Source organism: Paenibacillus sp. MAEPY2, assembly GCF_000499205.1.
Classification (GTDB): Bacteria; Bacillota; Bacilli; order Paenibacillales; family Paenibacillaceae; genus Paenibacillus; species Paenibacillus vandeheii.
The window spans coordinates 98,194-110,936 of the sequence record NZ_AWUK01000012.1 but is presented as its reverse complement, the minus strand read 5'-3'; the positions used below and the strand labels follow the sequence as shown (position 1 = coordinate 110,936).

General features: G+C 48.8%; 13 protein-coding genes. 2 read left to right on the top strand and 11 right to left on the bottom strand.

From position 1 onward, the window contains the following. Positions 1 to 73 precede the first annotated feature (73 nt). The 8 genes from acpP to P364_RS0110950 all read right to left on the bottom strand — a co-directional run bounded on the left by acpP (position 74) and on the right by P364_RS0110950 (position 5,942). The gene (acpP, locus tag P364_RS0110985; RefSeq protein WP_024630176.1) at positions 74 to 307 is read right to left on the bottom strand and encodes an acyl carrier protein; all 234 of its coding nucleotides are present in this window, start codon (positions 305 to 307) and stop codon (positions 74 to 76) included. Between the two features lie 151 nt (positions 308 to 458). Continuing rightward, positions 459 to 1,208, bottom strand: coding sequence for a 3-oxoacyl-[acyl-carrier-protein] reductase (gene fabG, locus P364_RS0110980; RefSeq protein WP_024630175.1), 750 nt, complete (start codon positions 1,206 to 1,208; stop codon positions 459 to 461). A gap of 37 nt (positions 1,209 to 1,245) precedes the next feature. Continuing rightward, positions 1,246 to 2,178, bottom strand: coding sequence for an ACP S-malonyltransferase (gene fabD / locus P364_RS0110975; protein ID WP_024630174.1), 933 nt, complete (start codon positions 2,176 to 2,178; stop codon positions 1,246 to 1,248). Positions 2,179 to 2,205: 27 nt separating this feature from the next. Further along, complete coding sequence (locus P364_RS0110970) at positions 2,206 to 3,195, bottom strand: beta-ketoacyl-ACP synthase III (protein WP_024630173.1); 990 nt, start codon at positions 3,193 to 3,195, stop codon at positions 2,206 to 2,208. Positions 3,196 to 3,203: 8 nt separating this feature from the next. After that, positions 3,204 to 4,199, bottom strand: coding sequence for a phosphate acyltransferase PlsX (gene plsX / locus P364_RS0110965; RefSeq protein ID WP_024630172.1), 996 nt, complete (start codon positions 4,197 to 4,199; stop codon positions 3,204 to 3,206). Beyond that, the gene (fapR, locus tag P364_RS0110960; protein ID WP_052016600.1) at positions 4,196 to 4,744 is read right to left on the bottom strand and encodes a transcription factor FapR; all 549 of its coding nucleotides are present in this window, start codon (positions 4,742 to 4,744) and stop codon (positions 4,196 to 4,198) included. Before fapR ends, plsX begins: the two co-directional genes overlap by 4 nt. A 449-nt stretch (positions 4,745 to 5,193) precedes the next feature. Then, on the bottom strand, positions 5,194 to 5,367 hold the full coding sequence (rpmF, locus tag P364_RS0110955) for a 50S ribosomal protein L32 (protein ID WP_017689233.1): 174 nt from the start codon (positions 5,365 to 5,367) through the stop codon (positions 5,194 to 5,196). A gap of 68 nt (positions 5,368 to 5,435) precedes the next feature. Continuing rightward, positions 5,436 to 5,942 (bottom strand): YceD family protein, encoded by a 507-nt coding sequence (locus P364_RS0110950; protein ID WP_024630170.1) that lies wholly within the window; start codon positions 5,940 to 5,942, stop codon positions 5,436 to 5,438. A gap of 484 nt (positions 5,943 to 6,426) precedes the next feature. On the opposite strand from P364_RS0110950, the gene P364_RS0110945 reads away from it, so the two are divergent. After that, positions 6,427 to 7,659, top strand: a complete 1,233-nt coding sequence (locus tag P364_RS0110945; RefSeq protein WP_024630169.1) for a nucleotidyltransferase — start codon at positions 6,427 to 6,429, stop codon at positions 7,657 to 7,659. A 288-nt stretch (positions 7,660 to 7,947) separates the two neighbouring features. On the opposite strand, the gene P364_RS0110940 is transcribed toward P364_RS0110945, so the two are convergent. Beyond that, the gene (locus P364_RS0110940) at positions 7,948 to 8,988 is read right to left on the bottom strand and encodes a SepM family pheromone-processing serine protease (RefSeq protein ID WP_024630168.1); all 1,041 of its coding nucleotides are present in this window, start codon (positions 8,986 to 8,988) and stop codon (positions 7,948 to 7,950) included. Positions 8,989 to 9,191: 203 nt separating this feature from the next. On the opposite strand from P364_RS0110940, the gene P364_RS0110935 reads away from it, so the two are divergent. Then, positions 9,192 to 10,508 (top strand): nucleoside recognition domain-containing protein, encoded by a 1,317-nt coding sequence (locus P364_RS0110935; protein WP_036665183.1) that lies wholly within the window; start codon positions 9,192 to 9,194, stop codon positions 10,506 to 10,508. Here the strand turns inward: P364_RS0110935 and coaD are convergent. Continuing rightward, entirely contained in the window at positions 10,486 to 10,992 is a 507-nt protein-coding gene (gene coaD / locus P364_RS0110930) for a pantetheine-phosphate adenylyltransferase (protein WP_094936495.1), read from the bottom strand. The genes P364_RS0110935 and coaD overlap by 23 nt on opposite strands. Position 10,993: 1 nt before the next feature. Then, positions 10,994 to 11,605 (bottom strand): 16S rRNA (guanine(966)-N(2))-methyltransferase RsmD, encoded by a 612-nt coding sequence (gene rsmD, locus P364_RS0110925; RefSeq protein WP_024630165.1) that lies wholly within the window; start codon positions 11,603 to 11,605, stop codon positions 10,994 to 10,996. Positions 11,606 to 12,743 lie beyond the last annotated feature (1,138 nt).

Below are 12,743 nucleotides of genomic sequence, written 5' to 3'. Positions count from 1 at the left end.
TGCGGAATGAGAAAAACCAATGAATGATGAGAAGTCCCGCCTGTTCGAAAACAGGAGCGGGACTGAATTGACTTTAGGTATGAGATTGTATGTAGTTTACAACTTCACCTACGGTCGTGATTTTTTCTGCATCTTCATCAGAGATTTCCAAATCGAATTCATCTTCCAATTCCATGACCAATTCCACTACATCCAAAGAATCAGCACCCAAATCTTCTTTGAAAGATGCTTCAAGTGTAACTTCAGCTTCGTCTGCGCCCAAGCGGTCGACGACGATGCGTTTTACACGCTCCAATACATCGGACATCCGGTTCACCTCCTCCTTGGTATTATACGAGAATCGCAGGCAAAATGCCATAGAAGACATATGCGGCTCCCGGCCGGGGAACCCGGCCTTTTTCCGGCATTTCGGATCGTCCAGCGCCTGTTCCCCGACTATTGTTCAAGTCCGGGAAGAATTACATGTACATGCCACCATCAACATGCAGTGTCTGCCCTGTCATATAAGATGAAGCTTCTGAAGCCAGGAACGTGACAACACCGGCAATTTCATCCGGCTGGCCCAGACGGGACAACGGAATACCGTTCAACATATTGTCCACGATCTCCTGGGACAATTCCTTCGTCATATCGGTCTCAATAAATCCTGGCGCAACGCAGTTCACTGTGATGCCGCGGGAGGCAAGCTCACGTGCAGATGCCTTTGTCAAACCGATGACCCCTGCCTTGGCAGCAACATAGTTCGCTTGTCCAGCATTTCCGAGCACACCTACAACCGAGGAGATGTTAATAATTCTTCCAGACCGTTGCTTCATCATTGGACGCGTAACTGCCTTAAGGCAGTTAAACACCCCTTTGAGATTGGTTTCGATCACCTGATCGAATTCCTCTTCTTTCATGCGCATGATCAGATTATCACGGGTAATTCCAGCATTGTTAACAAGAATATCAACGTTGCCCCACGCTTCAATCGTAGCTTTGACCATTTGCTCGGCTTCGTCCATCTGGCCTACATTCGCTTGTATCGTTATAGCCTCGACACCTTTGGCACGAATTGCTTCCGCTACTTCCTCAGCTGCCGCTTGACTGCCCGCATAATTCACGGCCACGTTGGCGCCTGCCTCGGCCAAAGCGAGTGCAATACTGCGCCCAATGCCACGAGATGCACCAGTAACGAGCGAATTTTTGCCTTGTAATGGTTTAGACATAATCATTCCTCCTTTCCCCAAATCTAATCATGGTTAATCAAATTAGTGCAGTTGCCGTTGCTTCGAGCGTCTCAAGACTGTTTACATTGTACAGTTTAACGGTTTTATCTGTTTTTTTAATCAAACCTGTTAACACACTGCCAGAACCAATCTCGATAAAGGTATCCACACCTTGATCAATAAGCCATGTCACACTGTCTTCCCATAAAACCGGAGAATAGACCTGTGCTGTCAACAAATCCTGTACCTTCCCGTCCTCCACAGGTCTTGCAGTCACATTTGCGACTACAGGGACCGTCCCGGGTGAGAACGAAACAGTTTTCAGTTTCTCAGCCAGCTTCTCTGCTGCATCCTTCATTAAGGAAGAGTGGAACGGACCGCTTACTTCAAGTGTGATGGCACGTTTGCCGCCCGCTTCCTTGACCCGTTCAGCGACAGCAGCTACCCCTTCCTTCACACCGGAGATCACGATTTGTCCCGGACAATTTATATTCGCTAGTTCAACTGCATGACCACTTTCGGATACGTCCCGGCAAAGCACCCCCAGCGCTTCCCGATCCGCACCCAATACAGCAGCCATCGCTCCCTGTCCACCCGGAACAGCCTGTTCCATATATTGACCGCGTGCACGCACAATACTTACCGCATCCGCGAACGAAAGAACGCCCGCTGCTACCAGTGCACTGTATTCACCAAGGCTGTGTCCAGCTGTAAAATCAGGCTGAACTCCTTTTTCTCTAAAAGCCTCAAGCAATGCGATACTGGCTGTCAGCAGAGCCGGTTGCGTATTCGATGTTTGTTTCAACTCGGTCTCTGGTCCTTCGAATACCAGGTTACTCAGCGAGAAACCCAACGTTTCGTCCGCTGTACGAAAAATTTCTGTTGCCGCAGGCACGGACTCATACGCGTCCTTAGCCATGCCTACAGCCTGCGATCCCTGTCCGGGAAATACAAATGCTATTTTACCCATGCCATTCAACTCTCCCAGCTGTCTAGTTTACCAAACAAGTACGGATGCGCCCCACGTCAGTCCGCCACCGAAACCTACCATCAGGACAGTATCTCCGGCTTTCATGCGACCTTCTTCAGCGGCTTCAACCAAAGCAAGCGGGATGGAAGCTGCAGATGTGTTGGCGTATTTATCCACGTTGACCACAACTTTCTCTTCTGGAAGTTCTAGTCGCTGCATTGCAGATTGGATAATCCGGATATTGGCTTGGTGAGGAACAAACAAATCCACGTCCGTACGTTCCAGACCAGCCTTGCGCAGCACTTCGACTGTCGCTGTACCCATCACCCGTACTGCAAATTTAAACACTTCACGGCCATTCATGTAAATGTAATGTTTTTTGTTCTCAACCGTTTCTACGGATGCAGGCAGACGTGAACCGCCGCCTTCCATTTGAAGCAGGCTTCCGCCCGCACCTTCAGCTCCGAGATCGAATGATTTGAATCCACGGCCTTCCGGTACTTCACCCACGATAACCGCGCCTGCACCATCGCCAAACAGCACACAGGTGTTACGGTCGGTATAGTCGGTAATACGAGACAAACAATCTGCACCAATAACAAGTGCATTATTGTACATGCCACTTTTGATGAAGCTGGTTGCAGTCGCCAGACCATATACAAATCCCGAGCAAGCAGCGGACAAGTCAAATGCCGCAGCGCCCTTGGCACCAAGCTTATCTTGCAGAATACAAGCAGTAGATGGGAACGAAGAGTCCGGTGTAATGGTTGCCACAATAATCAGATCGAGATCGCTACCAGTCATACCAGCAGATTCAAGTGCTTTGATAGCCGCCTCGTATGCCAGATCCGAGGTTGCCTGATCCGGTGCAGCGATGTGACGCTCCTTGATTCCTGTACGACTGACGATCCACTCATCATTCGTATCGACCATTTTCTCCAAATCGCTGTTTGTCAAAATTTTCTCAGGTACATATTTGCCTGTACCGATAACCCCTACCGGGCGCAAATTATTCATGTCGTCACTCACTTCCCGCTAATTTCCTTAGATATGCTCTCCACCAGCTGGTTCTGTACTGCAATCCGTGCTTGGCGCACAGCATTTTTGATGGCATTGCCGTCAGCCGATCCATGGCTTTTCACCACAAGTCTGCTCAAACCGAGGAGCGGTGCACCACCATGCTCGGTATAATCCAGTTTCCGTTTCAAACCACGTAGCTCAGGCATAAGCACAGCAGCAGCCAGTTTGCTTTTGAGAGATGATGAGAATTGTTCCTTAAGCAGAGCGAAAATGGCACCTGCTGTGCCTTCAAGCGATTTCAGCAATATATTTCCGGCAAACCCATCACACACAAGCACATCACACGCACCTGTTAGCACGTCACGAGCCTCTACGTTACCAACAAAACGAATCGGAAGTTGCTCCAGCAAAGGATATGCATGTTTGGTCAACTCATTCCCTTTACCCGGTTCCGTTCCCACATTGAGCAGGCCAACTCTTGGCGAGGCAATTCCCTGCACTTTTTGCCGATACAAGCTGCCCATCAGACCATATTGTGCAAGGTGTTCCGGTTTCGCATCCATATTCGCTCCGAGATCAAGTGCTAGTACACCCACATCATCAATCGTAGGAATCATGGGCGCAAGTGCCGGGCGCTCAATGCCTTCCATACGACCGACCACAAGCAATCCGGCTGTCATCAGTGCTCCGGTATTGCCCGCGGAGATCATGGCATCCGCTTCGCCTTCCTTCAACATCCGACCTGCGACTACCATGGAGGCATCCTTTTTGCGCCGGACAGCCTTCACTGGCTCATCATCCGAACCAATCACTTCGGAAGCATGCCGAACCGTCAGATTGGCAGGTTTAGCGCCTGACTTACTCAGAAGAGGTTCCAGCTTGGCTTCATCGCCGACCAGAACGATCTGTGTATCCGCCCATTCCGTAGCTGCGGCGATCGCACCTTCTACTGTTGCCGCAGGTGCGTTGTCGCCTCCCATGGCATCAATGACGATTTTCATTCCATATGACCTCCTTCTACGCTGTCTTCTCCACCTGAATGGTAGATTACAAAGTTGCCTTGAAACACCATTTCTTCACCCACGTAAGTAAAAACTTCGACTTTCGCTTTACCCTTTTGACCCGGGATCGATCTCACATATGCCTTCGCAATACATTTCTCTCCCAAATGAACCGAACGGACAAAACGAATGTCTGCTGAAGCCGTCAAAGCGATCTCATCATTGATAACGGCTACTGCCAGGGAGTTGGCCTGTGCAAAGACATAGTGCCCCCGAGCGATGCCCGTTCTTGAAAATACATGTTCTTCCTTTATTTCAAACAATGAAATCCCGCTCTTGTCCAGCTGCAGGTCCACAATATCACCGATAATCTCATGCAGGGGCAAGGAGCGCACCTGATCGTAGGAACGCTCGGCCATCAGCTTCATCCGCTCTCGCAGCTCGGGAATCCCAAGCTCAAGCCTGTCGAGACGAATCGTCTGAATACTCACCTTCAATTGGCGTGTAAGTTCCTGATCCGTCACAAACGGGTTGTCTTCGATCATTTTGGTCAACTGCTGCTGCCTCTGTCTCTTCGGTACACGTTCGATGCCTGACACCCCCCGCTGTATCGTTTAAGGAACCGCCCCATCCGGTCAGTTCAACATTCTTCCACGTGCTTCTATAGTTGCATCCCTGTTCAGCAGGGTCGTTCTCACACGAATCATGGTTCATGTTTATGTAACGTCAAATCTTAGAACCTGGTACTAAACTATAGTATATCTCATCCCGTGTCAAAAAGAAAGGCTGGCTGAACAAAAACAATCCTGCCTTGCGGAGCTTGGCTTCACCCTCCCGAACACAGCCAGTACAGTGCATTACTAAAATATGAAAATCGTTTTTTTGAATTCAATTCAAGGAGATAGAATACAGGTAGAAGTGGTCCATCTTGCGATGTTATGGTCTAAAAAAAGTAGCACCTCATCGAAATGAAGTGCTACTTGATGTCTAGCTATTATTGAGAGATGATCTCTCTTGCTTTGTACGTTCCGCACACTTTGCACACGTGGTGACTAAGTTTAAGTTCGCCACATTGTTCACATTTCACCATGCCCGGTACAGCCAATTTAAAGTGAGTGCGACGTTTGTCGCGACGCGTCTTGGACGTTCTCCGTTGAGGTACTGCCATTATTCCCACCTCCTTATCAAAATCAACCTTTGCAGGTAGTTGTTACAATGTTCGATTTTCACTCATGCTCATTTAAAAAAATCCTTGAGCCCTGCAAGCCGCGGATCGATAACTTGGTTATCACAACCGCAGTCACCTTCGTTCAGCTCATGGCCACACTTGGGGCATAACCCTTTGCATGTATCGCTGCATAGCGGTATAAACGGAAGATCCAGCAGAAAAGCTTCCTCGGCATAACCTTTCAGATCAACGCTCTCTCCATCCACGTAGAAAGTATCGTCATCTTCGGGCAATTCCTCTGGCTGTTTCCCCTGCTTGAATTGCTCATGAAAATCAATATGAAAATGTTCATTAATCGGCTTGAGACATCGGGAGCATAACATGTCCACTCCTGCTGTCAGTTTGCCATGAACATCCACAACGTCGCCCTCTCTGTACTCTGCAGATAAATCCGCAGTCAGCGGGGTAACGGCTGTGATATCCTGTCGGTTAGAAACCAGTTCCTTGATATCCCACTGTTCATTGAACTGCAGGGGTCGGTCACTGGTAGCCACTTTGCGAAATGGCATTAACATTTCCCATCACTCCAAACGAAACCAATCTCATAATTAAAGTTAAACGCCTTACGACAGTTATACAGGTCAAGCCTGACTCTTGCAACACATCATATTCCTGACTGTATGTATTCTGACGAATCATCGTTAAAAGTATTATGAAATTGACTTAACAAACAAAAATCATTATACCGATTTTTCAAGACGTTTGTCAACACTTTTAACTTTACACCCTTTAGAAAATGAAGATCCCGAACCGCATTCAATCCCTGGTACATTATAGGCTTACTATAGGCTAAACTACAAGTCATGCATTTTGTGAGCAGGTTTGAGCTCTATCCATGAGAAGAATTCGTGTCTATTTCGTTTTATTATATTGCTTCATGATTTGAACAAAGGGATATCCATGCCCTATTATGGAACAAGATGAGCTCGTATGTTATCGGGCCAGGAAGTGAAAAATTTCTTTCCGATTGTATTATTACCGAAAGGAGCGCGTTCCCATATGAAAGCCGTTGGCGTCATTGTTGAATATAATCCTTTACATAATGGACATGTCTACCATCTGAGTGAAGCAAGACGGCTCAGTGGAGCAGACGTTATTGTGGCCGTGATGAGCGGCCCTTTTCTCCAGCGCGGCGAACCCGCCATCGTGGGCAAAAGGGCACGCACCGAGATGGCGCTGCATGCTGGCGCCGATCTTGTGATTGAACTGCCGGTTGCCTATGCTGTACAACCGGCGGAGTGGTTCGCCTTTGGTGCGGTGTCGCTGCTGCACCGCACCGGCGCTGTGGACTCGCTCTGCTTCGGCAGCGAGTCCGGCGACCTGGACAGCCTGCAGCGCATTGCGCGCGTGCTGGCTGTGGAGCCCGCAGGGCTGCGCGAGGATATCGCGCGCCGTCTGCGGGAAGGCGCCAGCTACCCCGCCGCGTACGCAGGTGCGGCGGCAGCACTGGCGCCTGGCGGCGTCGATGCGGACGACGCCGCTGCACTGCTGGGGCAGCCCAACAATTCGCTTGGGCTGCATTACCTTATCGCGCTGGAACGGCTAGGCAGCGCGATCAAGCCCTTTACGGCGGCGCGTACCGGTGCCGCGTATCACGAGGCGACGCCCGGACCGGGGGCGATCGCCAGTGCAACCGCCGTCCGCCGCCTGCTGATGGCGGACGGGCCCGAAGCCGCCGCGCCATACGTGCCGGCGGCAACCCTTGCCATTCTGCGGCGCGAATGGCAGGAAGGGCGCGCTCCCGTGCACTGGGAGCGCTTTGCACAGCCGCTGCTGCACATCGCGGCCACCCGCCGTGCCTTCGAGCTGGAGCAGATCGCGGAGGTCACGGAAGGGCTCGAACACCGGCTGAGCCGGACTCTTGCTCAGCTGCCGGAGCCTTCAGTCGAAGCGTTGCTGAACGCGCTCAAGACGAAACGGTACACACGCACAAAGCTGCAGCGCATGCTGACCCATTTGCTGCTGAACCATACTAAGGCCAAGTGTTCACCTGAGAAACTGGCTGAAGGCCCAGGATATCTGCGGGTGCTAGGGTTTAATGCACAAGGACAGAGCCTCTTGAAACACATGAAAAAGACAGCTTCTCTGCCTGTGCTGCTGAAACCATCGACCTTTGTCCATAACCAGCTGGAGCTGGATGTACAAGCTCAGGCAGCATACACACTCGCCTGCGAACACGTCGATACGCGCATCATGTACAGCGACTACTATGAACCACCTGTGAGGCTCTAGCTTTACAATCATTCATATCCATAGCGGAATGAACATAACCATTCGAAGCCCTCAACATCATTGTTCAATTGGATCAACTCACTAGATTTTTCCAATTTCCAACTGAATTAATGCAATCCCGATGTACCGATATAAAAGTGATCACACTCTGTTAATGATTCGTTATATGATATCGATTATTCAACCAAAAACCCCCTGTTGCACACCGATTCAGCATCGTTGCAATAGGGGGTTTTCACATTATTCAAGTATTCTTTCAGCCATCCTGGTTCACGAATAATGATCGTTTTATGATTTGACGGACAAGGTTTTCAGATAAGCCAGTGCGTCATCCACCGTGCTAACAGGGACAAGTTTCATTTTGGTACCAATCTGCTCAGCCTTGGCTTCAGCTTCCTTATAATTGTCCTTCGGCACAAAGAAAATTTCTGCTTCTTTCCGGTCTGCCGCAACAATTTTGTGTACAACGCCACCAATTGCGCCAACCACACCTTCTTTGTTTATCGTGCCTGTGCCAGCAATCCGGTGACCTTTCGTCAAATCTCCAGGGGTCAACTGATTGTAAATCTCCAGGGTGAACATCAGTCCGGCAGATGGGCCACCTACCTGAGTATCCGTGAAAGATATCTGTTTATCCGGATCTTCTGCTTTGACCTTCTGTACCGCACCGATCATGACACCCAATGCAGGTCGAGTTTCACCCGTTTTGCTGTCTTTCACTTCAATCAGTTGAACATCACGGCTGATGGTCTCCCCACCTCGCTCCAATTGCATCTCAACCGTATCTCCGACCTTTTTGTTTTTCAACAGCTCAGAGAGCACCGTATTGTCTGGAGTTGCCGTTCCGTCTACACCCAAAATAATATCTCCGGGCTCAATATCTCCCTTAGGTTTTGGATCTTCAGACAGTCCAAATACAAAAATATGCTCAGGAACGATCGAGTATTTCACTCCCGCCTGCTCATAAGCTGCCTCCATTGCCGAGGATTGTGAATCACTCATGAACCAGACCTGTTCGGCAGAATATTCCGCCTCGCTTTTGCCGCGCAGTCGATCTTCTTTTTTATCCACTTGTGCATTTCGATTAAACAAAGAGGTTCCTAGCAAAAACACATTGGCATATGTTGCCGACACTGTCGTCATCATAAACACACCGCGTTCTTCCTTATCCCCCTCTTTCACGGTAACCAACGGTTTTACTTCATCGGCACTGCCTGGCATATAAATGATATATGGCGTTGGCATATATACCGCAACATAGACGACTAGAGCGACCACGATCACAAAGATCGAAGCTCTGAATCCGCCAGATTTCCGAATCCGATTCATTGCATGAGCCCCCGTTCTTTGCGTATCTTTCAATAATTATAAGTCTAACACTCTCATGCTTTTGCATACAATGGTACAGGCCGGATAGGCCGCTGTTTACAGTAGCCTATCCGGTCAAGGCCGAAGCGCCCACGGGCGTCATTCGGCCGTCCACAACCAATCCTGGCCGAGTGTATGCGGCACTATCCATATGAGGTGAAACAATGACAATGCAGAGCGAAGTTACGGGCTCTGGACCGTTACGAACAGTACTTCTGAGTACCGGCGCTTTATTGCTGGTAGTTGCAGTAGTCGTATCTCCGAAGGATGCATTTGATGCCTCTATCCAAGGTTTGGATATTTGGTGGAAAATCATCTTTCCTGCCATGCTTCCATTCCTGATGTTATCCCAAATGCTGACTGCCTTCGGCTTCACCCACGCGCTTGGCGTCTTGCTAGGACCTTTGATGCAGCGCTGGTTCCGCCTGCCAGGCAAAGCCGGACTGGCTATTGCTGTCGGCATGTGCGGCGGCTTTCCAGCAGGTGCGGATACCGCATCCCGATTAGCGCAGGATCAACAAATTACCGCCAAACAGGCGGGTATTGTTGCAGCAGCAGCTCATTTCGCCAATCCACTGATGATTATACTTGTCATTGGTGCAGCTTTTCTCCACCAGCCTGCGGCCGGATATTTCCTTCTGATCGTTCACTGGGTTAGCGGCTGGATCGCTACCATGATCGGAGTACGTCTTCTGCCTGTGAAATCAAAAAGTACCCGTATCGCCATTTCATCTGCTGATTTGGAAAGCAATAAGGTTGCTTCCGATCCAAAAAAACTCACATCTGCGAGCCACACTGCTTCACTCACAAAGCGTAGTCTGTGGTCCCAGATGATGCTTGCAGCCCGCGACGCCCAGGAACGTGACGGGCGCGGGTTCGGCAAATTGCTTGGTGACACGGTCTCCCAAGCTGTACAAACGTTAATGATGACCGGAGGATATATGATTGTGTTTGCCGTATTTGTTCGGCTGCTCACTCTCTATATCACCCCGGATACTTCCGTTACTTTTTGGCCCTCACTGCTGGAGCTCCATCTTGGAACCTATCACTTGAGTCAAAGTCCACTGACACCGGTTCTCCTGATATCTTTGCTTGCAGCCGTTCTTGGCTGGGGAGGTCTGTGCTCCCTTTTGCAAGTCTCCGCTGTGCTGAAATCTGCCGGACTTGCCACAACGTCCATGTTGTATTTTGCCGGAGTCCGCCTGCTTCATGCGTTGGTTGCATTTTCCATCAGTTTGCTGCTGTGGTTGCCATTCAGCCGTTACAGCTCCGAGGTCTGGACCACTTTCCAGCCCACTTCAGGCAACCGTTTGGCACCATTTCTGAACAAGCAATCCCTGGTTGGCATGAACACCTCAGACATCATCGAGGCTGTCTGGCGCGGCTTTCCTGCTGCCTGTGTCGGTTTGGCATTACTGCTTACCGTCATGATCAGCCTGTCCGGGCTGACCTTCTGGTTCAACCGCCGTTTTTCTCGCTAATTTTTTGACGCAGCGCAGCTTCCACTTCAGGTGAGACCAAATCGGTGACATCTCCGTGGTAGTGGGCAATTTCCTTGACGATGCTGGAGCTCAGATAAGAATACTTTGGATTGGTCATCATAAAGATGGTTTCCGCATCCGGATTCAGCTTGCTGTTGGTGGAAGCCAACTGCAGCTCATATTCAAAATCCGTCACCGAGCGAATGCCGCGGACAATGACCTGAGCATCTTTTTGCCGTACATAATTCGCCGTCAGATCACGGAAGCTGTCCACTTCCACATTCGGCAGATGACTCGTGACTTCCGTAATGAGACTCTTGCGTTCTTCCACCGTAAACAATGGATTTTTGCTCATATTATTCAATACAGCCACAACGACGCGATCAAACTGCTTCGACGCCCGGGCGATAATGTCCAGATGGCCCATGGTTACGGGATCAAAACTCCCTGGATATACGGCAATTCGTTCCTGACGATGTATCATTTCACTCATGAGGAGCCTCCTCTTCCGCTGTGCTAGGTTCTCCATCTTCTGTTGCTGGAGCAGGTGCATAATGATAGATGGATACAGCTGTCTCCCCATACAATGCCTTGCGCGTTTGTTCAAACGGGCCGAATTGCTCAGGGTAATTATATTTGGATTCATATTCAAGCACGATGGTCGCTTCCGGTTCAAGCAGATCCAGCTCGTGCATCGTAAGCATTAACTCATCCCCATTTTTCATACGGTAGGGCGGATCCAGAAATACGAGATCAAATTGAGTGCTTCGCTTGGCGAGCGCCTTCAATGCCCGACTGGCATCATTCCGGTATATAGCCGCCTGATCTTCCAGCTTGGTTGCCTTCAGATTCGCACGGATTACTTCAATACTCTTCGATTCCAAGTCAACAAAAACAGCCTTGTCCATGCCGCGGCTCAGCGCCTCAATACCGAGACCACCACTGCCTGCAAACAGATCCAATGCTGTACCTCCCTCAAAATAAGGGCCAATCATACTAAACAACGCTTCCTTCACCTTGTCGGTGGTCGGCCGCGTTCCTGTGCCAGGAACAGCCTTCAGCGGTCTGCCTTTCGCACTCCCAGATACCACTCTCACTGATGAGTCACCTTTTCTCTCTATGTAAGTTTATTGATAAAGCTATCGTACCACAATCGGGTTCAGTTTGAAAAATAGTCCGTCTGCTTTCGCTCAAGAAAATTGTTGACCAAATTGTTGACGAAGATGTATAAAAAGGAAACTTCCAGGCCATCCTGTAATTATCGACATCACAAGTGTCGTAGACAACCGCGGAGAAGACTTACGTTTCCCCATAAGCTCTTCGTCCGGTTTCTCCTCTCCCATGAAAAAGAAGCTCTCGAAAGAGGGCTTCTTTTTGTTGTTTAAACCTTGATACAGCAAGGTCTTGACTCAAATAGGCAAGAAGCGCCTATTTGGACCTTATATTGTTAAAACAATATGATAAATGTTTTTCGCTACCGCCTCTTAGAGTAGCCCTAAGAACAAAGTCCCCATTACACCAGCATACGAAATGATTAGCATGAAGGTAGACATTTATCTCAGTAGACGGCTCTAATCCCGCAATCTTCAACTCCTGTGCGCAGGTATCCAATAACTCGTCAATTTTTTTCAACTCAGAACTAACTTTCATAGTAATAACCTTAATTGAAAATGACATTAAGAATTCTCGTTCACTTTAGAGTTGTATTCGTCTTATTCTCTTTGTCGCCCGCTCATTCATTATTCGTAAGCCCTCCATGACTCATTACACTTTTTGTAAGTGTTGCTGGCTATAATTTTTCTTCATCAAAAATTGATGCACCCAATAAAAAGAAAACTTCTATAATTTCACACGATGCTTCTTCCAGGTTTATTCACACCATGATTCAAATTTAGCATTTTAGAAGGTATAAAAAATCTTCAATGTATGATGTTAATTCATCGCGCCAATTATTATCCAAGTCTTTTGTTGCCCCCATAACATCATCACTTGATAATAAGGAAATTTTCCCCTTTCAAAAATATACCTGTTCAAAAAGCTGTGATATACTCATCTCACCACCAACTCACTGTTCTGTGAGGTTGCCCGAGAATGCTCTAAGGTACTTAAGAGTCCGCCTTTGAAAAGGGAGAGTCGAGATGAAAATCTGATCCGAATTAGCGATTACCCTAGAAAGCCCGGAAAAGCTACTGAGGATATTGACGCTCCTGCTTAAGTAGCAGGAGTTTTTTATTC

Bases quoted from the DNA above. Each gene is read 5' to 3' on its own strand.
- acpP (WP_024630176.1), bottom strand. From the start codon at position 307: ATGTCCGATGTATTGGAGCGTGTAAAACGCATCGTCGTCGACCGCTTG.
- fabG (WP_024630175.1), bottom strand. From the start codon at position 1,208: ATGTCTAAACCATTACAAGGCAAAAATTCGCTCGTTACTGGTGCATCT.
- rpmF (WP_017689233.1), bottom strand. From the start codon at position 5,367: ATGGCAGTACCTCAACGGAGAACGTCCAAGACGCGTCGCGACAAACGT.
- P364_RS0110970 (WP_024630173.1), bottom strand. From the start codon at position 3,195: ATGAATAATTTGCGCCCGGTAGGGGTTATCGGTACAGGCAAATATGTA.
- fapR (WP_052016600.1), bottom strand. From the start codon at position 4,744: ATGATCGAAGACAACCCGTTTGTGACGGATCAGGAACTTACACGCCAA.
- P364_RS0110935 (WP_036665183.1), top strand. From the start codon at position 9,192: ATGACAATGCAGAGCGAAGTTACGGGCTCTGGACCGTTACGAACAGTA.
- coaD (WP_094936495.1), bottom strand. From the start codon at position 10,992: ATGATACATCGTCAGGAACGAATTGCCGTATATCCAGGGAGTTTTGAT.
- fabD (WP_024630174.1), bottom strand. From the start codon at position 2,178: ATGGGTAAAATAGCATTTGTATTTCCCGGACAGGGATCGCAGGCTGTA.
- P364_RS0110945 (WP_024630169.1), top strand. From the start codon at position 6,427: ATGAAAGCCGTTGGCGTCATTGTTGAATATAATCCTTTACATAATGGA.
- P364_RS0110950 (WP_024630170.1), bottom strand. From the start codon at position 5,942: ATGTTAATGCCATTTCGCAAAGTGGCTACCAGTGACCGACCCCTGCAG.
- P364_RS0110940 (WP_024630168.1), bottom strand. From the start codon at position 8,988: ATGAATCGGATTCGGAAATCTGGCGGATTCAGAGCTTCGATCTTTGTG.
- plsX (WP_024630172.1), bottom strand. From the start codon at position 4,199: ATGAAAATCGTCATTGATGCCATGGGAGGCGACAACGCACCTGCGGCA.